This is a genomic window from Candidatus Phytoplasma palmae (genome assembly GCF_046896035.1).
GTDB classification, from domain to species: Bacteria; Bacillota_I; Bacilli_A; order Acholeplasmatales; family Acholeplasmataceae; genus Phytoplasma; species Phytoplasma palmae.
The window spans coordinates 1-21,416 of record NZ_JBIPDD010000007.1 but is presented as its reverse complement, the minus strand read 5'-3'; the positions used below and the strand labels follow the sequence as shown (position 1 = coordinate 21,416).

Sequence of the window (21,416 nt, the reverse complement as noted above, 5' to 3'; positions counted from 1 at the left end):
CAACTTATTTAACCGCCGAATGCTTGGAAACTTGCTTGTTCGGTGGTGTGAGGGGATTTAGGTTAATATCTAATATTATAGAAAAACGATCTAATTCTATCTCGATAAATTTAAATTTTATTAATTTAATAAATTAATATTAATTTAATCTATATTATTAAATATTAAATTGAAAATTAAAAATTAAAAATAAAAAATGAAAAAATGAAAAAATAAAAAAATAAAATATAAAAAAGGGGTAAAAGATTATTCAAGACAATCAGAGAAATTATACTAAAAACAAAAAATTTAAATTGTTTATTATTATCTTTATATCTTTTGCCTTAGTAAGTGCATTTGCATTAGTTAGTTTTTTTTGTTTGAAACAAAAAATAAAAACAAATTCTTCAGTACAAGAAAACATAGAAACTTCAACATCAGATCAAAAAGCAGATACAAAAGATAATGATGTGGATGATGAAGAAGAAGAAATCGAAGAAGAAGAAAATGAAAAGGTAGATGGTTCAGAAATTCAGACTCCTGAGAAGAAAAATCTAAAAAAATCAGGACCATTAAAAAAAATCAAAAAATTCCTTGGCGGAAAATCCAATAAAGATAAGGAAAAAGACAAAAAGGAAGAAATAAATAATTCTAATACTAAACCTTCAACTTCCAACAATAACGATGAAACATCAAAAAATGTAAGTAATGTTGCTGCAGAGCAACCAAAAGAAGCTTCTAATAACAGCAATAAAACAACAACAAGCAATAATAATGTTGAAGCATCAAAAAATGTAAGTAGCAATACAACAGATAAGGAACATCCCAAGGAAGCTTCCAAAGACGCTGAAAGAGCTACAACAAGTACAACAACAAATACAACAAATACAACAACAAGTAACTCACCTTCCAACAGCACTACTGATGCAAAATCAACAACAAGTGTAAATGATAACGCTGTTACAACGGAGCAACCAAAAGAAGCTACTGACAGTAATAAATCAACAACAACAAATACTTCAACAACTGTAAATAATGCTTCAGAACAACCAAAAGCAACTACTGACAGCAATAAATAATAATAAAGTAATATTTTTCAGTTAAAAAATAAATAATAACAAAAAATAAGAAAAATTATTATTAAAAACTTTAGTTGTGTTTATATTGAAAAAAATATAAATTTTTCTTTAAAAGATATCTTTTTAAAAAAGATATCTTTTTTTAATAAAATTAAATTTTATATAAAAAAATTGAATTGTCTAATATTGTTTATTAAAATGTTATATAATATAGTTATGAATAAAGATAAAATGAAATTAATTATAGCGATTATTTCTAGTTCAGATGCTAATAAAGTGCAAACAAATTTAAACAAAGAAAATTTATCAAACACAAGATTAGCAACTAAAGGAGGTTTTTTAAGAGAAAAAAATGCTACTTTTATAATAGGATTAAGTGAAGATCAATTAGAAAAAGCTTTAAAAATAATTAAAAAACATTCTCAAACTAAAACTCAATTAATTAATAACAATATTTTAAATAAATTTGGAGATCATTTCGATACACAAACCAAAATTATTATTGGAGGAGCAACTGTTTTTATTTTAAATATTGAAAATTTTTTAAAAATTTAATAATTTAATATTTAAAATAAAAAAATATCATAAAATATTTTATTTTTATATTCAAAATTAATTAAAAAAAATAAAAGAAAGAAAAAAATATGTCTTTAAACAAAAACCAAAAAAAAGAAATTTTTAAAAAAAATAACATAAACGAAAAAAATACAGGCTGCACTAAAATTCAAATTGAAATATTATCACAAGAAATGGAAAATTTGAATAAACACTTAAAACAACATCCTTCAGATTTTCATTCAAAAAGAGGATTATTAACTAAAAACCAGAAGAAAAAAAATTTAATAAAATATAATAATAGAAAAAATAGAAAAATAAATATTAATTAATTTTAAATTTAAATTTAAAAAAATATTTTTTTTTTTTTTTTCTAAATATCATTCTTTTTTCAAAGAAAAATGACTAATTAAAATTTTTTTAATTCCATGTGGTTTAGCAAATATTATAGTAGCTATTTCTTTTTCAAGAGAAATAATAATTCCTGAACCAAAAAAATCATGTTTAACTTTATCTCCAACACTATATAATAAAGAATTTTTATAATTTTTATTTTTATAAAAAACAAATTTATTTTTTGTCTTATTAGAGTCAATTAACTTCATTTCTTGAATAAAAGAAATAGGTTTGGAAAAAATTTTTTTTCCAAAAATAAATCTATAATCAGCACTACTAATATATAAAAGTTCTTTGGCTCTAGTTATAGCTACATAAGCTAGACGTCTTTCCTCTTGAATATTTTTTTCTTTATTTTCTTCTTTATCATTTTTTAAAAAACGATAATTTTCGAAATTTTCTACATTATTAGAAATATTCAAAAAAATATTTTCTTCCCAACCAATAACAAAAACCACCTTAAATTCTAAACCTTTGGATTTATGAATAGAAGATAAAATAACTTGATCGTTATTTCTAGAAGAAATATTATTTTCACTAAATAAGACAATTTGATCTAACAAAGAAATTAACTTTTCTAAAAAATTACCTTTCATTTCAGAATCATATTTAGAAAAAATAAATTGTAATCTTTTAAGATTATTTTTTTTTTCTAATTTCTGTTCTTCAGATTCTTTTTCATCTAACATTTCAGAATAGCCGATAATTTGATCTATTGAAAAAATTAAATTAGATAAATTAGTTTCATCATCATTTAAAAGACTTAATAATTTTTCAAAAATTTTCTTAAAATTATTAACTTTCTTTTTAATGATTTGACTTAAATTAAAATTAGAAATATTCTGAATAACTTCAAATAAAGAAATATTTTGTTCAAAAGAAATTTTTTCTAAAATATCAATAGTTTTTTTTCCTATGTTACGGGCCGGAACATTAATAATTCTTTGTAAAAAAAAATTTTGTTCAGGAGAAATCATAAATTTAAGATAAAAAATAAAATCTTTAATTTCTTTTTTTTGATATAAAGAAAAATATCCATTTACAAAATAAGGAATTTTAGAATTTATAAAACTATTTTCAATTTCTTGTCCCAATTCGTTAATTCTATATAAAATAGCAATATCTTTAAATTTATATTTACGAAAATAAACTAATTCTTTAATTTTTTTAATAATAAATTCTGATTCTTGTTGAGAATTAAAAAAATTTTGATAAACAACTTCTTCTCCAGCACCAGAAACACTTATTAAAAAATTTTTAAATTTATCATCAAATGAATTAATATAATTATTTTGAATCAAAAGATTAGCTTTATTTAAAATATTTTCGGTAGAACGATAATTTTTATGCAAATTCATCTTAGAAAATTTAAATTCTTTAAATAACAAATAACTACATAAGCGATCAGCACCCCTAAAACTATATATATTCTGATTTAAATCACCTACTGTGAAAAAATAACTCTTTTTAGATAAAATTTTCATAATTTGATATTGAATAAGATCGATATCTTGAAATTCATCAACCAAACAATAACTAAATTTATTTTGATAAAAAACACTTATATTTTTATTTTGTATTAATAATTTATAAGTATAAATAATTAAATCATCAAAATCTAACATGTTATTATTCAATAAATAATTCTTATATAGAGTATAAATACTTTCAATTTCTTTAGAAAAGAAAATTAAATCATTATCATAATTATTTATAATATTTTGGTCCAAATCAGAATAAGATTCTAAAATTTCTTTTTTAATTATTTTATTCTTAATATAAGAAAGATATTTTCCAACATTAGAAAAATTATATATATTTTTATCTAAACATAATTGTGATAAAATATTCCTAATAATTTTTTTTCTATCTTTTTCATCAATAATAGAAAAATAAGGAGTCAATTGTAATCCTAAATGAGAAATATCTTTTCTTAAAATTTTGTTACATAAAGAATGAAAAGTAGTAATCGTCAAAAGAGAAAAATCATCAATATTTAAAATTTTTTCTAAACGTTCTCTAACCTCTTGAACAGCATTATTAGTAAAAGCAATAACCAAAATTCCTTTAATTTTTTTTTCACTTTCAACTAAATAAGCTATTCTACTAATTAAAGTCCTAGTTTTTCCAGTACCAGGTCCAGCAATAACATAAACTGATCTATTTTTAACAGTAACAGAATTAAATTGTTCTTTGTTTAATTGCTTTAACCATTGTTTTTCATTCATAAATTAATTTTTCTCTCTCTTTTATAAAAAAATCTAAATAAAAATAAAAAAATTTGAATTTAAATTAAAAAATATTTTTTTTATCAAAAATTTTTTCAGCAACTTCTGTAAAAAATAAAAAATCTTCAACTGTTAAAGAACTTTTACCCGATAAAATACCATCAATTTCAGTCTGTTGCAAAAAAGAAACAACATTCGAAACATTAACAGAACCACCATAAATAATTCTAACTTTTTTAGCTATTTGATCATTAAATAACAAAGATATTTTATGACGAATTTTTTTAATAATTTGATTAGCCTCTGCGCAAGATAAAATTTTATTTGTACCGATTGACCAAAAAGGTTCATAAGCAAAAATAATTTTATCTAAAAAAGCAATATCAATATTTTTTAAAATAACTTCTAATTGATTATTTAAAAAAAATTCAGTTTTATTTTGTTCTTTAATTTTTAAATTTTCACCTAAACAAATAACAGGATATATATTATAAGGCAAAACAGATAAAAGTTTTAAATTTATAATTTTATCCGTCTCATTAAATAATTTACGTCTTTCATAATGTCCTAACAAAACATATTTAACTCCTAAAGAAAATATATTTTTAGGAGAAATTTCTCCTGTATAGGGTCCTTCATCTTTATAAAAAACATTTTGTGCTCCTATTCTTAAATTTTTTCCTTCTATTTGAGTCAAAGAATCTAACAAAGTATTTTGGGGAAAAATAACACTTTCTACTTTTTTTTTATCAGGAACCTTATCATTTATTTTAAAAACAAATTCTAAGGCTTCATATTTGCATTTGTACATTTTCCAATTTCCAGCTATAAAAATTTTTTTCATAAACCTCTCCTAAAAAGCTAAATTTTTCTAATGAATTAAAAATTATTATTCTAAAGAAGAAGAAGAAACAGAAGTTATTTGTAATATACGCGCTTTTTCAGAACGATAATTAAATAAATAATATTCTTTATCAGTAGATAAATAAAAAGTTTCATTTTTTTTTAAAAAATATCTACACTTATTTAAAACTAAAATAACTTCCCCTTCTAAAACAAAAACAAATATTTCTTCATCATTTTTAATATTTTTAATATTAGTTTGCCCTTGAGATTGAATTTCTATAATTAAGGGTTTCATACAAGAATTATTCAATTTAGGGAATAAATCATAAATTTTATTTTTTAAATTTTCATCTAAAACGCAAAAAAAATCATCATTTTTGTGTATTAATTCTATATTTTTTTCTTGTTTTTTAAAAAAATCGGATGGTGATATTTTCAAAATTTCCAACAAAGAAAATAAAATTTTAATTGAAGGGGAAATCAAATTATTTTCAATTTGAGAAATATATCCACTAGTTACATTTAACTTATGAGCTAATTGCTTTTGAGTTATTTTTTTTTTTAACCTTAAATGTCTAATATTAAAACCTATATTCATAACAATACCTTGCTTCAAAAATATCTAATAATAATTTTTTAGTCTAAAATAAATTAATAATTTCATTCATTATTTAAAATAATAAAACGTTATATAATTAAAAAATAAAAATAATCTTTCAAATTCCAAAAAAATAATTAAATATGTTATAAAAAAAAATTTGAATTTTAATTTTATTTTTAAGTTTCTTAATATTATTTCTATAACTTTTTTTGATTTCTTTCTTATCTTTAAAATTTTTTAATCGAAACCAAATTATAAAAAATAACCATTGAATCTTGTTTTTTAAACAAGATTTAGAAATATTAAATTTCGTTTTCTTTTTAATTTTTTCAATTTTATTTAATAAAGATTGATGCTTTTGTAAATATTTTTTATGTATTTTCGCAAAAGATAAAAATATTTTTCTTTCTTCTGAATTTTGATTTCTTTGTATTGCTTTCATTTGATTCAATTTTAAATTAGATATTTTATAAAAAAAAGACATTTTTTTATTAAATTGTAAAATAAAATAAATCTTTTTTTTAGAATATTCCATTTGGAGTTTATGTAAATTTTGAAAAAAAACTTTATTTTTTTCAATTAAAGCTTCTTTAAAATTTAAATTCATTAATTTTATTTTATTATTCATTTCAAAAAAATTATTTTGAATAATTTTTTTATAAATCAAAATTTGATTTTTTAAATTTTCTTCTTCTTTTTTTTTAAGATCTTTAATATTTTGCAATTGAATTAAATTAATTTCTTTTAAAATATCTATAAAAAAATTATATAAAGAAAAAATATTTTGTTTATTTTGATCAATAATTTCTTTTTGAGAATCATCGAAATTATTTTTTAATTTATTCATATACTCAAGAAAATCATTATATTCTTTTTCAAAAAAATTAATAGAATCAATATATTTTACAAAAGAATCCAAGTAAGAAATAATTTTATTTTTATAAAAATTTAAAAAAAATTTTGTAAAGAAAAATTTTTTTTCTTTTAAAAAAATAATTCTATTAAATAATTTCAATATTTTATTTTGGAAAAAAATATATTTTTTCCTAATATTATTTTTTTGTTTTTTAAAATCATTAAATTTTTTTTTATAAATTTTTTCTTTATGTAAAAAAAATATTTTCTTTTTCAAAGAAAAATAAAATTGTTCATAAATTTTAGTTTTATTTTCAATAAAATTAAATTTTTGTCTCATTTTTTTCTCAAATTTTAATTTAGATTTATTAAATAAATTACGTATTAAAAAAATATTTTGTTCAAAATAACGACAAAAAATATTATTATATTGATTTTTTTGCTTAATTATAAAATCCTGAAAATAAGAAATTCTTTTTTGTAAAACTAAACTATAATCAAATTGTTGATCCAATACTTTTTCAAAAAACAATTTAATTAAATTATTAATTATTTCAAAATTTTCCAAATTAAAAGAATCTTCGCAATTTTGACAATTTAGAAATTCTAAATCTATTTGTTTTTTAATTTTGGAAAATATTTTTTTTCTTTCACAATCTTTTTGTTTCATGAACTTAATATAAGATATTAAATTAATAGAATATTCTTTTTCTCTTATAAAATACTGTTTTATAAAATATTCTGTTTTAATTTTAGTCATGTTAGTTCTTTTAAAAAAATCTTGTTTTTGTTGTTCAAATAATTCATGTTGATTATTAATTTGTTTTTGTTGAATATTGTTGGAATTAGTTATTTTTTTTTTTAATTTTATTATTAAAATTAATTGTTCAATTATACAATCAAAATATTTAGTTATTAAATTAACTTTCTCTCTTTGTAATTGTGTTTTTAACAAAATTTTTTTTTCTTTTTTATCAATATAATATTTTAAAATATTTTTTCTATATTCTAAATTATTTAATTTGAGTAAAATTTGAAAATCATTTTTTTTATTTAAAAAATTTAATTCATTTTTTTTATATTCTTCTTTAAATTCAGAAAACATTATCTTATATTTTCTGATAATTTCTAAAATTCTTAAATCAGTTTCAAAATAGTTAATTTTTTGTATTTTTTTATTATTAATTATCTCTTTTTCTTGTTCATACATTTCAGAATTACTTTTTATTTGGATTTCTTTTATATTTAATAATAATTTATTTTTCATAAAGATCCAATTTAACTTCTTATTATAAAGAAACTTTAAAAAAATATATTTTTTTCTCCAAATATGCAAATTGGTCAAATAAAGAAATTCATTTTTTTGAACTTTTTTCAAGAAAAAAATAAAATTTTTATAATTTTTTAAAAAAACTTTTTCAATAAAAAAAAACATTACTATTTTAAACTTTCGAAATAAAAGTTTTCTTTCATTCTTTAAAATATCTTTTTTATTAAGAAAAGAAATTTGTTCTTCTTCAAATATTTTATTATGATTATCTAATTGTTTTTGAAATAAATTATTAATTTCTTTATTCTTGGAAAATAATATTTCTTCTTCTTTTTTATGATTATTTTGTATATTAACTAAATTATTTTGATAATAATCTTTTACTTTTTTGACTAATTCATTAGTAATAATTTTTAAGTTGTTAATTTCCTTATTTAAAATAATATTTTTATTATAAAAATCATTATTAATCTGTTTCTTAACAAACAATATTTTATCTGATAAAAAATTATTTTTTCTTTCAATTATCATTCGAAATATATTAAAATATGAAAATATTTTTTTTTCTAAAATAATAATTTTTAACAAGTTTTCTTTTTTTTCTTTTTTTATTTTATTTATATTATTTTGAAATTCTAAAAATATTTTTTTTTTTTTAAAAAAATTAATTTTTTGTTTTTTATATAATTTACTAATTAATAAATTTTCCTCTTTATCGAAAATAATTTTATTATTTTCCAAAAAAAAATTAAACTGCTTCTTAATGTTCAATATATTATTATTATATTCAGAATTTAATTGATTTAAATCAAAAATAAACTGCTTCTTAAAAGGATCATTTTGTTTTTTTTTATCAATATTATCAAATAAAATAAAAAATTTCTTTTTTTTTATATCTTCGAAAAAATCATTTTCCAAAAAAAATTTTTTATTTTTTTCAATATCTTGAATATAATTTTCTTCATTCATATTATTGATTTTTTTGCCTCCTCCAAGGAAAAACATTTTATTAAATTTTTTTATAAAATTATTTTACAGTTATATTATATTATATAAATAATAAAACATCAGACAAATAACATTTAAAAATGTTATAATAAAAGCACAAGTTTATGAGGTATTATGAGAATGTACTATTACATTGCGGGAAAAATTACAATAATCACAAAAGAAGGTGTTATCATTGAAAATAACAATATTGGATATTTTATTATATTTCCAAATACTGGTATTTTTAACACAGGGCAAAATATTAAACTACTAACATATTTTTATCAAAAAGATAATAAATCAGAATTATATGGTTTTTTAAATAACGAAATGTTAGATTTTTTTAAAGAATTATTAATGATTCCTGGCATAGGACCTAAAAACGCAATTATTTTATCTAATTCAGAATTTTTTAAAGAAACAAAAAAAGCTATTGAAGAAAATGAAATTAATTATCTAATCAAATTTCCAGGAATTGGTAAAAAAACAGCTCATCAAATTATTTTTTATTTACAAAAAAAAATATCAAAATCAAATAATAAAAAAATTTTAACATTAAATCAAAAAAATGTAAAAGAGGCTTTAATAAATTTAGGAATTTCCAGAAATAAAATAGATAATATAATTACAAAAATTAATTCAAATCAAAATATAGAAAACATGATAAAAGAAGCATTATCACTTTTAAAAACATAAGGATTTCTAAAAAATGCAACAAAAAAAAGATATTGATCTAAAACCGAATAAAATAAAAAAAAATACGAATAAAGAATATTTTTTAAGACCACAAAAACTCAAAAATTATATAGGTCAAGAAAATATTAAAAAAATATTACATGTTTATTTAAAAGCTGCTCAAAAAAGAAAAGAATCCTTAGATCATGTTTTATTTTATGGACCTCCAGGATTAGGAAAAACTACATTAGCAAAAATTATAGCTAACGAATTAAAAGTTAATTGCCAAATAACAAGTGGAGCTCATATTGAAAAAATTAGTGATTTAGCTATTATTTTAAACAATCTAAATTCTGGAGATGTTCTTTTTATTGATGAAATTCATAGTTTACCTAAAAATATAGAAGAAATTTTGTATACAGCTATGGAAGATTACGTATTTGATATTATTATAGGAAAAAACGAAGAAAAAAAAACAATAAGAATAGATTTACCACCATTTTCACTAATTGGCGCAACAACAAAATTTGGTAACATTTCTTTTCCTTTAAGAGACAGATTTGGTTTAATATTGAAATTACATTATTATGATGACGAAGAAATTAAATTAATAATTAAAAGAACATCTGATATTTATAATAATGAAATAGAAGAAAAAGCTTTAATAGAATTAGCAAAAAGAAGCAGAGGAACTCCTAGAATTGCTAATCGTTTATTTAGAAGAGTAAGAGATTTTGCAGAAATTTATTCTAATCAAATTATAAATCAAAAAATCACATTAAAAACTTTAGAACAATTACAAATAGATGAGAATGGTTTAGATGAAACAGACTACAACTATTTAAAAAATATAATAAATAAATTTAATTGTGGTCCTGTAGGAATAAAAAATATTTCAGCAACCATGGGAGAAGAACAAATAACAATAGAAGAAGTATATGAACCTTATTTAATTAAAAAAGGATATATCAAAAGAACTTCTAGAGGACGAATAGCTACAAAATTAGCTATCGAATTATTAAAAAAAAATAAAAAATAATTTAAAAAATTATATTTTATTTAGAAAATTGACTCTGATAAAGATTATAATAAAATCCTTTTTTTTCTATTAATTCGTAATGATTTCCTTTTTCAACTATAACTCCGTCATTAAAAACTAAAATAATGTCTGCATTAACAATAGTAGACAAACGATGAGCAATTACAAAAGAAGTTCTTTTTTGTAATAATTTTTGTATAGATTTTTGTATCAAAGATTCAATAGTAGTATCTATAGTAGAAGTAGCTTCATCCAAAATTAAAATATTAGGATTCCTTAAAAGAGTTCTAGAAATAGTAATTAATTGTTTTTCTCCCTGCGAAAGACTATCAGATTCTTCATCAACAACAGTATGATAACCATTTTCTTTAGACATTATAAAATCATGTATTTGTAATTTTTTAGCAACTTCTATTACTTGTTGCTCAGTTTTTGTAAAATCACCATATCTAATATTATCTAAAATAGTTCCTTTAAAAAGCCAAATATCTTGAAAAACTATGCCTAAAATTTGTCTTAATTTTGTTTTTTTTAATTTTCTAATATCAATCCCATCAATAGTTATAGAACCTGAATCAACATCATAAAACCTAGTCAATAAATTAATCAAAGTAGTTTTTCCAGATCCTGTAGGTCCTACAATAGCGATCATTTGATTCTTTTGAACAACTAAATTCATATTTTTAATAATAGGTTTATTTTTTTGATAACCAAAAAAAACATTAGAGAAAACAACTGAACCTTCTATTTTTTGCAAATTAAAAAATTCTTTTTCTACTTCTTCTTCATTTTCATTTAAAAAAATACAAATTTTTCTAAAAGCAGCCATAGTGGATTGTAAAATTACAAAAATTTGACTTAAATCATTAATAGGATTACCTACTCTCCAAACATATTGAATAAAAGCTTGAAAAAGACCTAACTGAATAGGAATAAATCCTAATTTAACAAGTACCTTAGAATTTTGCAATAATTCAGGATTCATCAAATAATAACCTAAAACAATCATAAAAGTCAAAATTATATATGTAAAAGAATTTACAATAGGAACTGATAATCCAGACAAAAAATTAGATTTAAAAATTAAATTAGATAATTTTTTATTAACTAATTCAAATTCTTCAATAACCTTATTTTGTTGATTAAATAAAATAATTTCTTTATGACCAGTGTATTTTTCTTGTAAAAAACCATTATATTCTCCTGTAGTATTGAACCTTTTAATAAAAATATTACTAGATTTTTTGTTAATAATAAAAATACTGATTAAAGATAAAGGAATAATTAAAAAAACAAATATTCCTAATCTAAAATTTACCCAAAACATTAAACAAACTAAAACAAAAAGACTCAAAAAAGAAGATATTAAAGAAGCGCAAGTTTGTTGCAAACCATTGGAAAAAACTTCTACATCATCAGTTAAATTACTAATAACTCCACCAATAGTATTGTTATCAAAATATTTTATAGGTAATTTATGAATTTTTTTAAAAAGATCATTTCTAATATTTTTAATAGCTTTATGTAGGGAACTAATTAACAACCTATTATAAATAAATTTACACAAAGTGCAACATAAATACAAAATAAAATTAATAAACAAAAAAACAATAATATATTTTAAATAATTATGAAAATCTAAATTGTTCGCCGCTGCAGAAGAATTTTTTTTAATAAAATCTATAACATATTTTCCTTCAAACAAAGGAATTAAAGAAATTACTATAGACCAAATTAAAAGAAAAACAATACTGATGATTAATTTTTTTTTAAATGGTTTTAAATAATAAAAAATTTTATTCATAAAAAACCTCTTCTTTTATATTTTGCGAAATAGCAAGTTTTTTATAAATTTCACATCTTTTTAATAATTCATTATGTTTACCAATATCAATAATTTTTCCTTTATCTAAAACTATTATTTTATCAGCATTTAAGATGGAATTCAATCTTTGAGCTACAATAATGCAAATAAAATCTTTTGAGGATTCAAAAAAATTTTTTCTAATAGATAAATCTGTTACATAATCTAAAGCTGAAAAAGAATCATCAAAAATATAAATATCAGGTTTTTTCAAAAAAACTCTAGTTATCGACATTCTTTGTTTTTGGCCTCCTGATAAATTAAATCCTAATTCGCTGACATATTCATTTAATTTATTTTCTTTATTTTGTATAAAATCATATAATTGAGAATTTTTTAATTCTCTAAACATATCTTCTTCATTAGCATCTTCTTTACCTAATAATAAATTACTAAAAATAGTACCTTTAAATAAAACATTTTTTTGAGAAACAAAACCAATTTTATTTCTTAATTCTTTTAAATCATAATTCTTAATATTAATACCATTTATTTCAATACAACCTTCAGTTGGATCCATTAAACGAGGAATTAAATTAATTAAAGTAGTCTTTCCAGAACCTGTATAACCAACCAAAGCTATAACTTCAAAATTATGAATTTTAAAATTAATATTTTCCAAAGCTAAAATAGAAGAATTAGGGCGTTTTAAATTAACATTTTTAAATTCTAAAGTTTTAATTTTTTCTAATTTTTGTATAAATTGAGAAGGTGCGTTTTTAATAGATGGCTCTTTTTTAAACAAAGACTCAATTTTCTTACAAGCTATAAAAGTTTTTGGAAACATCATAAACAATAACAAAAAATTTAAAATAGAAAATAAAATATGATAATATAAATTAACACAAGTGTATAAACTACCTATATCTAATGGTAAAATTCCTTTTTTAATAATATAAGCTCCTGTACCAATAGTCAAAATAATAGATAAATTTAATAATAAATAAAATAAAGGTTCAATAGAAAGCAGAGAAAGAAATAATTTAATTATTAGATCTCTATATTTAGAATTAATTTTATCAAACTTTTTCTCTTCGTACTTTTCTTGATTCATCATCCTAATAACTTTAGTTCCTTTTAAGTTTAATCTTATATTAAAATTAATCGCTTCTGCTAGCTTTGGTTGTTGAATAGATAATTTATAATTCTTTTTCATTAATAAAAATAATATCAAAATAAAAAAAGGTATAACTATTAAAACACCATAAGATAAAGGAACAGAAATATAAAAAATAATAATTGTACTAATTACCAACATAACAGGAGAAACAATCATAGTTCTATAACAAGTAGACACAAAACTCATAATTTGATAAATATTAAAAGTACTACGATTTAAAACAGTTACAATTCCTAAATTATTCATATCTTCGATTGAAAAAGTTTGTATTTTTTTAAATAAATCAGTACTTAAATCTCTAAAAATCAAAGAAGAAACTTTAGAATTACAAAAATTCATAATTAAATTTCCTATAATGGTAAAAAAAACAAATACAATAATAATAATTACTAATCTATCGAAAGGTATAGAATCTCTTATACCATTAATAATATATTGTCCTATAATAAAAGGAATAAAAATTTCACCTAAAGTTATAAATAAAACAGAAATAATATTCCATAAAATAAATTTTTTATATCTTAAGATATATTTAAAAATAATTTTCATATAAATTTAACAAACAAAAAATACTTTCTTTCTATATTATTCTATAAAAAAATATTGATATAATTTTTTTAAAATTATATTATTGTATACTATATTTTAGTTTAATAAAAAAATAAAAATTATAAAAAAAAAGTTAACTTAATGCCAAAAAACTTTTTTACTTTTTTTATAATTTTCTTCTTATATTGTTGAAAAAAGAAAATTTAAGTTATTGGAAAAAATTAACTTTATTTTAATTTATTATAAAAAATTAGAATCCATCATAGGAGAAGAACAACAACCACTATCATTAGATTGTTCTTTAACTGGAACTACAGCGGCTCCTGTTGTAATTATAACAGAAGCAATTGAAGCAGAATTTAAAATCGCTTGTCTAGTAACTTTAGTAGGATCAATAATACCTTTTTTGATTAAATCAACATATTTACCTTCTTTAGAATCAAAACCAAAACTTTCTTCTTTCTGTTTTAATTGTTTTTTTACAACAGTATCTCCATCAAAACCAGAATTCTCGGCAATTTGATAAGAAGGGGATAATAAACTTTCTAAAACAATATTCATTCCCTTTTGAATATCACTATTATCATTTTTTAAAATATCTTTTAAATTTTTATAAACATTAATTAAAGATTTTCCACCACCAACAGATATACCTTCATCTAAAGCAGCTTGAGTAGCATTTAAAGCATCTTCAATTCTTAATTTTTGTTCTTTTAACTCAGCTTCAGTCATTGAACCAACTTTAATAACTGCCACTCCTCCAGATAAATTAGCTAAACGAGATTTTAAATTTTGTAAATCATAATCATTAGTTGTTATTTTAATATGTGATTCAATTTCTTTAATTCTTTCTATTAAAGATTCCGTTTTGTTATCACCAACTAAAACTGTGTTATCTTTTTTAACGATTGCTTTATTAATTTGTCCTAAATGTTTCATATTAACATCTTGTAATTTCATATTTAAATCTTTAGATATAAAAGTAGCTTTAGATAAAGCACATATATCTTTCAGTAATTCTTTTTGATTATCTCCGAATCCTGGAGCTTCAGTAGCAACAACATTAAAAACTCCGCTTATTTTATTAAAAACTAAAGAATTAATAACATCTGTTTCAAAAGAATCAGCAATAATTAACAAAGGAATAGAAGATTTAACTATTTCTTCTAACAAAAAACGAATTTCATGTATATTATTTATTTTATGATCAGTAACTAAAATAGATACTTTTTCTAAATCAATAGACATATTTTCCTTATTAGTAATAAAATGAGGTGAAACATAACCTTTATCATATTGCATCCCTTGAACAACTTCTAATTCTGTTTCAAAACCTTTAGATTCATCAACACTAATAACACCTTTTTTAGTAACCTTTTCCATAGCAGAGGCTATTATTTTACCTATTGATTTTTGTCCTGAAGAAATAGAAGCAATATTTTCAATATCCTCTTGCGTTACAACAGGTTTTGATTTTTCTAAAAGTTTTTTAGCAACTAAATCAGCAGCTTTTAAAATTCCTTCTCTAAGCAGAACAGCTTTAGAACCGGATTCAACAAATTTAAAACCTTTATTAATCATATACTGAGCTAAAACAGTTGCAGTAGTAGTCCCATCTCCAGCATTATCGTTAGTTTTACTAGCAGCTTCACATACTAATTTTGCACCCATATTTTGATAAAGATTCTTTAATTCTATTTCTTTAGCTATTGTAACTCCATCATTACAAGCAATAATAGAATCATTTTTTTGTAAAACAACATTAGTACCTTTTGGTCCTAAAGTCGATTTAACAGTATTTGCTAAAATATTTACACCTTTTAAAATTTCTCTTCTAGCATCTTTTCCAAAAAGAATTTCTTTAGCCATTATATTTATCATCTCCTTAACATTAAATTATTTTATTTATTATATTTATATGGTTCTTTTTAAAAAAAATAAAAAAATATAATTTAAAAATATTTATTTTATATATTTCTTAGTTTATTTTACTAAAGCTAATATATCTTCAGACTTAACTATTAAATACTCTTTTTCATTTACTTTAACTTTGCCAGAATATTTTTTATAAACTACCTCATCGTTAGGTTTAATTCCTTGAACATTTGGACCACAACTTAAAACAATGCCTATAAAATCTTGTTTTTGTTTTTCTAAAGTTAAAATAATTCCGCTTTTAGTAATATTGTTTTCTTCTTTAGATTGGATTACAACAAAATCATTTAATGGTTTTAACAAATTAATCACTTCTCCTTTCTCAAATAAAAATATAATTTTAATAATGTTTTTTATTTATTCTTAAAAAGTTTAATTTATTTTCAAAAAACGAATTAAAACATATAAATAAACCCAATATATATTATACAATAATTTCAAATATTTATATTATTGTATTTAATTTTTAAAAAAAATCAATAAACAATAAATTAATTGATTTAAATATAAAAAAAAATTAAAAAAATAAAATTTTTATTTTTTTAATTTTTTTCAATTATTACAATTTTTAAAAATTATTTTTGGAGGCCCTGAACGGATTTGAACCGATGATCAAGCTTTTGCAGAGCCATGCCTTACCACTTGGCTACAGGGCCACAAAATAAAAAAATATAGAAATTTAAATTTATTTTTTCTCTCTATGTAAAGTATGTTTACGCAAAAAAGGACAATATTTATTAAATTCTAAACGTTTAGGAATTTTTTTTTTATTTTTAAAAGTATGATAATTTTCTCTTCCACATTCAGTGCAAATTAATTTTACTAATTCACTCATTTGAAAAACCTCTAATCCGATTTGATTATTTTATTTTATTTATAGTATAGAATAAAATTATTTTTTATTATTTCTAAATAATTATGATTAATAAAAAATATTAAAACACTTATTTATTTTTTTATAAAAAAAGTTGTTATTTAAATATATCATTTCTAAATAACAACAAAGAAAAAATTAAAACAATTATGACTTTTGAGTTACAAAAGGTTTAATAGTATTGTTTTTTATACTTTCAGGATAACTGTAAATAACTTCTCTCATTCTTTTGAATAAAACGCAAATAATACCATTTTGAATATCAATACGCGTAACAACGCCTATTTCTTTTTCATTAGCTACCTTTACTCTTTCGCCTATAAGATAAGTATAATCGTGCCAAGCCATATTACTAACCTATCCACTCTTTCTTTTTCTTATTTATTTTATAAAATTATATTTCTAATAAATAATTCTTTTATTTTTAAAGAAGTCTTTTAATTTTCTGTTAATTTTAAAAACAGGTACATTCTTTGTTGGAATATTTAAAATTTTATTACTTCTTGGTACTTTACAAATTCTTGCTCTTTGCAATCTTAACTTTACACTTCCCAAACCTGCAATAATAACTTTTTCTTTTTCATGCAAAGAATCTACAACATGCTTTTCTAAACAATGAAAAAATGCTAAAACTTTGCGTTCAGTAACACCCATTCGCTTAGCCATAGATTTAATTAATTTTGACTTAGTCATTCATTTACTTCCTTTTTTTTGATTAAAATTTATTTCAAAAATAAATAAGTTTTTAATTTAAATCATTCCATTTAAATCTAGTAAGATTTTAACATAAAAAACAATTTTATCAACAAAAAAATCTTTTTTAGTTGATAAAATAATAAAATTATTAATTTGATTATTTTATATATCACTTATTAAAATTATTTTTTCAATATACTTTGCAATATAATTGAAATAGGTTTTTTTTCAAAAACTACCTTATAAGCTGAATTTATTAAACATAATTGAATATTATTTTTAACAGAAATATCATAAAAAAATTTTAAATTGTTAATACCTTCAATGGTTTGTTTAGAACTTCCATATATATCTTCTAATGTATATCCTAAAGCTATTTTTCGACCCGCTTTATAATTACGAGAATTTTTATTAAAAGAAGTAACTATTAAATCTCCAATACCAGCCAAACTAAAGCAAGTTGATTCTTTTTTTATAAAAAATTTTAAAATCTTTCTCATCTCTTCAATTCCAAAAAAAATAAAAGCAGCTTTAGCATTTTGATCAAATTTATCATTATCTAAAATACCACTAATTAATGATAATGCATTTTTAAAAGAACTACACACTTCACATCCAATAACATCATTGCTAACAAAAACCTTAAAATATTCATTATTAGAAAACATTTTAGACACTTTATGAGTAAAAATATTGTTTTCTGAAGCACATAATAAAAAAGTAATCTTTCTTAAAATAACTTCTTCTGCATGAGAAGGACCCATCAAACAAGCATAATTTTGAATTTTATTTTCATCTATCTCTTCTTTTACAATTTGATAAATAAATTTATTACTTTCAACTTCTGTTCCTTTAGAAACATTAATAAAATTTTTTTTTTCTGTTAAAATATCATTAATTTGATTACAAACTTTCCTAATGTTTTTTGTAGGAATACATAAAATTATATTTTGAGAAAAATTAATAGATTCTTTTAAATCATTAGTTGCATAAATATTTTGCAAACTAAGATTTAAAAAAGGATGCTTTTTTGAATTAATTCTTTCAATATATTCATTATTAATGTCGTATATCAAAACTTTATTATTATTGTCGGCTAAAACTTGTCCTAAAGCTGTACCCCAAGCTCCTCCACCTATTATAGTAATTTTATTCATCAATTATTCTTCTTTCTTCTTAAAAATTATTTTAAAATATATACCTTCAAGTTCTAAATTAATCCTTAACTGATTTTTTAAAAATCTTTCATAAGAAAAATGAATAAACTTAACATCATTAACTAAACAAAGAAATTCTGGAGGTTTAGTAGCAATTTGTTTTATAAAATAAAATTTAGCTTTACCATGATTAAAAAAAGAAGGAGGATTTATCTGAATAGCTTCATATAAAATATCATTTAAAATATTATTAGAAAACTCTTTTTGGAATTTTTCAAAAGTTTTTTCTAAAACATCAAAAAATAAATGAATTCTTTTTTGATTTTTAGAGGATAAAAAAACAATAGGAGCATGATGAAAAAATTTAAATTCATTTTTTATTTTTTCTTCCATTTTATTTATATTTTTATCAATATTAGGTAATAAATCCCACTTATTTCCTATAATAATACAACTTTTAAAATGATTAAAAATAATAGCAGCTATATTTCTATCTTGTTCTGTTATGGGTTGACTTATATCTAAAACAAAACAAACAATATCACTTCTAACAATAGAATTAAAAGTTCTCAAAAACATATATTTTTCCAAATTAAATTCTATTTTTGATCTTTTTTTTAGTCCTGCTGTATCTATTACATGATATATTTTTCCATTCCTTTTAAAAATAGTATCAACAGAATCTGTAGTAGTGCCAGGTATATCAGAAACAATCATTCTTTCTTGTGATAATAAAGCATTAACGAAAGTAGACTTACCTACGTTAGTTTTTCCTACTAAAGAAAATTTTAAATTTTGTTTATTTATATCTTCTTCTTTTGAAGAAGGTTTATAAGAAATAATTTTATCTAAAAGCTTTCCTATATTAATTCCATGTTGCGAACTAACTCCAATTACATCAGAAAATCCCAAAGAATAAAATTCATAGATATTTTCTGACAATTGAACATTATCTATCTTATTAACAACTAAAATAATATTTTTTTTACTTTTATGTAAAATTTTAGATATAAAAAAATCTTCTTGAAATAATCGTTTTTGCCCATCTGTAACAAAAATAATTAATTCACTTTCTTCAATAGCGATTTGCGTTTGATATTGAATCTGTTTATTTAAAGAAGAATTAATATCTGTAAATCCTCCAGTGTCAATAATAAAAAAAAACCTATTTAACCATAAAACTTTTGCATAAATTCTATCTTTTGTTGTTCCAGCATTTTTATCAGTAATAGCTAATCTTTGATTTAAAATTCTATTGAATAAACTGGATTTACCTACATTAGGTCTTCCTACAATAGCTACTTTAAAATTCATATTTTTTTTTATTTTTATTCACTAACAAATTAAATTATATTTAAAATTTAAAAATTTAATTTTAATAAATAAAAAATCCTTTTCTATTATAATAATAATTTTAGTTATTAAAAATAAATTATAAAATAAAATTTTTTAATTTCAATATTCATATTTCAATAATATTAAAAAATATTTTTTGTTTATTTAGAAGTATCACGAGATAAATAATTTCCAGTAACTGTACTTATAATTATTTTTTCTCCTGTTTCTATAAACAAAGGAACTTTAACAATTAAATTTGTTTCTAATGTAGCATCTTTTAAAGAATTATTTTTTTTACAATTATTTATTGATACAGGATTAGTATTTATAACTTTTAAAGAAATCTTATCAGGCACAGAAACATCTAAAATTTCGCCTTTTTCATCAATCATTACTTCAACAGCTGTATTTGTCGTTAAATATGGTAAAATAGAAATTAATTTATTTTTAAATATTTCTATTTCTTCATAATTTTGTTGATCTATAAAAACATAAAAATCATTCAAATTATAAGAAAAAAATAACTTCTTTTTTGTAATTAAAGCAGTTTCTATTTTAATACCTGCATTAAAAGTATATTCAATAATTTCTCCTGTTTTTAAATTTTTTATTTTACTTCTGACAAAAGCAGATCCTTTTCCTGGTTTGACATGTAAAAAATCCATTATTTTATATATATTATTATTTAATTTAATAGTTTGTCCGATTTTAAAATCATTAGTATTGATCATTTTTATTTATTTCCTTTTTTAAAAATTTTTTTATTAATTCGAAAGCTTGAGATAATAAATTTTTATCCAATGCATTTAAAATCACTAAACCAGGTATTTGATTTTTAAACCATGTTTTTTGTCTTTTAGCATAATTCATAGTATTTTTGATAATTAAATTTTTAGCCTCTATTAAACTAATTTTTTTTTCTAAAAACATTTTTATTTCTCTATAACCAATAACATTAAAATTAGCTTTGGGATAATCTTGAATAAGAGAAATAACTTCTTGAATAAAACCCTTTGATAACATATTATTAAGCCTTAATTCAACTCTTTTTTTTAAAATATTTCTATCAATATCAAGATAAATAAACAAAATTTCAAAAAGAGGAATATCTTTTCCTTTTTTTTGTGATATTAATTTTTTATCTTTTATAATATTAAAATAATTTAAAATACGACGGTGGTTTTTTTCATCAAACGATAATTCAGGATCTTTTTCCTTAATTACTCTTATCATTTGTTCAATAGTTATTCTACGTGAAATTTTATTTTTTTTTCTAATAATCGAGATAGAATTAGACCGTTTTTCTATTTACTAGATATTATTCTAAGCCCCCCACACCACCGAACAAGCAAGTTTCCAAGCATTCGGCG

20 protein-coding genes and 1 tRNA gene are annotated in these 21,416 nt (G+C 20.1%); 5 read left to right on the top strand and 16 right to left on the bottom strand.

The genetic code is table 11. From position 1 onward, the window contains the following. Positions 1 to 293: 293 nt before the first annotated feature. From ACHMP6_RS01335 to rpsO, 3 genes are all read left to right on the top strand, one after another. Positions 294 to 1,058: a hypothetical protein gene (locus ACHMP6_RS01335; RefSeq protein WP_412097734.1), complete on the top strand. Its 765-nt coding sequence runs from the start codon at positions 294 to 296 to the stop codon at positions 1,056 to 1,058. Between the two features lie 216 nt (positions 1,059 to 1,274). Next, the gene (locus ACHMP6_RS01330) at positions 1,275 to 1,613 is read left to right on the top strand and encodes a cyclic-di-AMP receptor (RefSeq protein WP_412097733.1); all 339 of its coding nucleotides are present in this window, start codon (positions 1,275 to 1,277) and stop codon (positions 1,611 to 1,613) included. Between the two features lie 89 nt (positions 1,614 to 1,702). After that, on the top strand, positions 1,703 to 1,945 hold the full coding sequence (gene rpsO, locus ACHMP6_RS01325) for a 30S ribosomal protein S15 (RefSeq protein WP_412097732.1): 243 nt from the start codon (positions 1,703 to 1,705) through the stop codon (positions 1,943 to 1,945). A gap of 48 nt (positions 1,946 to 1,993) precedes the next feature. Here the strand turns inward: rpsO and ACHMP6_RS01320 are convergent, their stop codons facing one another. The 4 genes from ACHMP6_RS01320 to ACHMP6_RS01305 all read right to left on the bottom strand — a co-directional run bounded on the left by ACHMP6_RS01320 (position 1,994) and on the right by ACHMP6_RS01305 (position 8,814). Then, on the bottom strand, positions 1,994 to 4,237 hold the full coding sequence (locus tag ACHMP6_RS01320; protein ID WP_412097731.1) for an ATP-dependent helicase: 2,244 nt from the start codon (positions 4,235 to 4,237) through the stop codon (positions 1,994 to 1,996). Between the two features lie 64 nt (positions 4,238 to 4,301). Beyond that, entirely contained in the window at positions 4,302 to 5,081 is a 780-nt protein-coding gene (gene tpiA, locus ACHMP6_RS01315) for a triose-phosphate isomerase (protein ID WP_412097730.1), read from the bottom strand. Between the two features lie 45 nt (positions 5,082 to 5,126). Beyond that, positions 5,127 to 5,681 carry a helix-turn-helix domain-containing protein gene (locus ACHMP6_RS01310; protein ID WP_412097729.1) on the bottom strand — a complete coding sequence of 185 codons (555 nt, stop codon included), beginning with the start codon at positions 5,679 to 5,681 and terminating at the stop codon, positions 5,127 to 5,129. A gap of 118 nt (positions 5,682 to 5,799) precedes the next feature. Next, positions 5,800 to 8,814, bottom strand: coding sequence for a ligand-binding sensor domain-containing protein (locus tag ACHMP6_RS01305; RefSeq protein WP_412097728.1), 3,015 nt, complete (start codon positions 8,812 to 8,814; stop codon positions 5,800 to 5,802). A 123-nt stretch (positions 8,815 to 8,937) separates the two neighbouring features. On the opposite strand from ACHMP6_RS01305, the gene ruvA reads away from it, so the two are divergent. Next, on the top strand, positions 8,938 to 9,495 hold the full coding sequence (gene ruvA, locus ACHMP6_RS01300; protein WP_412097727.1) for a Holliday junction branch migration protein RuvA: 558 nt from the start codon (positions 8,938 to 8,940) through the stop codon (positions 9,493 to 9,495). A 13-nt stretch (positions 9,496 to 9,508) separates the two neighbouring features. Further along, a complete protein-coding gene (gene ruvB / locus ACHMP6_RS01295) occupies positions 9,509 to 10,513 on the top strand; it encodes a Holliday junction branch migration DNA helicase RuvB (protein ID WP_412097726.1) in 1,005 nt (334 codons plus the stop codon). A 16-nt stretch (positions 10,514 to 10,529) separates the two neighbouring features. Here the strand turns inward: ruvB and ACHMP6_RS01290 are convergent, their stop codons facing one another. From ACHMP6_RS01290 to ACHMP6_RS01235, 12 genes are all read right to left on the bottom strand, one after another. Continuing rightward, the gene (locus tag ACHMP6_RS01290) at positions 10,530 to 12,317 is read right to left on the bottom strand and encodes an ABC transporter ATP-binding protein (protein ID WP_412097725.1); all 1,788 of its coding nucleotides are present in this window, start codon (positions 12,315 to 12,317) and stop codon (positions 10,530 to 10,532) included. After that, positions 12,310 to 14,046, bottom strand: a complete 1,737-nt coding sequence (locus ACHMP6_RS01285; protein ID WP_412097724.1) for an ABC transporter ATP-binding protein — start codon at positions 14,044 to 14,046, stop codon at positions 12,310 to 12,312. The genes ACHMP6_RS01290 and ACHMP6_RS01285 overlap by 8 nt, the downstream gene beginning before the upstream one ends. Positions 14,047 to 14,286: 240 nt before the next feature. Then, entirely contained in the window at positions 14,287 to 15,915 is a 1,629-nt protein-coding gene (gene groL, locus ACHMP6_RS01280; protein WP_412097736.1) for a chaperonin GroEL, read from the bottom strand. Between the two features lie 114 nt (positions 15,916 to 16,029). Beyond that, positions 16,030 to 16,284: a co-chaperone GroES gene (locus ACHMP6_RS01275; protein WP_412097723.1), complete on the bottom strand. Its 255-nt coding sequence runs from the start codon at positions 16,282 to 16,284 to the stop codon at positions 16,030 to 16,032. 279 nt (positions 16,285 to 16,563) lie between these two features. Then, positions 16,564 to 16,637, bottom strand: a tRNA-Cys gene (locus ACHMP6_RS01270). 29 nt (positions 16,638 to 16,666) lie between these two features. Then, positions 16,667 to 16,816, bottom strand: coding sequence for a 50S ribosomal protein L33 (gene rpmG / locus ACHMP6_RS01265; protein WP_412097722.1), 150 nt, complete (start codon positions 16,814 to 16,816; stop codon positions 16,667 to 16,669). A 186-nt stretch (positions 16,817 to 17,002) separates the two neighbouring features. Further along, on the bottom strand, positions 17,003 to 17,203 hold the full coding sequence (locus ACHMP6_RS01260; protein WP_412097721.1) for a hypothetical protein: 201 nt from the start codon (positions 17,201 to 17,203) through the stop codon (positions 17,003 to 17,005). Positions 17,204 to 17,257: 54 nt separating this feature from the next. Continuing rightward, positions 17,258 to 17,548: an HU family DNA-binding protein gene (locus tag ACHMP6_RS01255; protein ID WP_412097720.1), complete on the bottom strand. Its 291-nt coding sequence runs from the start codon at positions 17,546 to 17,548 to the stop codon at positions 17,258 to 17,260. Positions 17,549 to 17,733: 185 nt separating this feature from the next. Next, positions 17,734 to 18,708: an NAD(P)H-dependent glycerol-3-phosphate dehydrogenase gene (locus tag ACHMP6_RS01250; protein ID WP_412097719.1), complete on the bottom strand. Its 975-nt coding sequence runs from the start codon at positions 18,706 to 18,708 to the stop codon at positions 17,734 to 17,736. A 3-nt stretch (positions 18,709 to 18,711) separates the two neighbouring features. After that, positions 18,712 to 20,022 carry a ribosome biogenesis GTPase Der gene (gene der, locus ACHMP6_RS01245; RefSeq protein WP_412097718.1) on the bottom strand — a complete coding sequence of 437 codons (1,311 nt, stop codon included), beginning with the start codon at positions 20,020 to 20,022 and terminating at the stop codon, positions 18,712 to 18,714. Positions 20,023 to 20,204: 182 nt separating this feature from the next. Continuing rightward, positions 20,205 to 20,777 (bottom strand): elongation factor P, encoded by a 573-nt coding sequence (gene efp / locus ACHMP6_RS01240; protein WP_412097717.1) that lies wholly within the window; start codon positions 20,775 to 20,777, stop codon positions 20,205 to 20,207. Next, complete coding sequence (locus ACHMP6_RS01235; RefSeq protein WP_412097735.1) at positions 20,764 to 21,288, bottom strand: hypothetical protein; 525 nt, start codon at positions 21,286 to 21,288, stop codon at positions 20,764 to 20,766. The genes efp and ACHMP6_RS01235 overlap by 14 nt, the downstream gene beginning before the upstream one ends. Between the last annotated feature and the right edge of the window lie 128 nt (positions 21,289 to 21,416).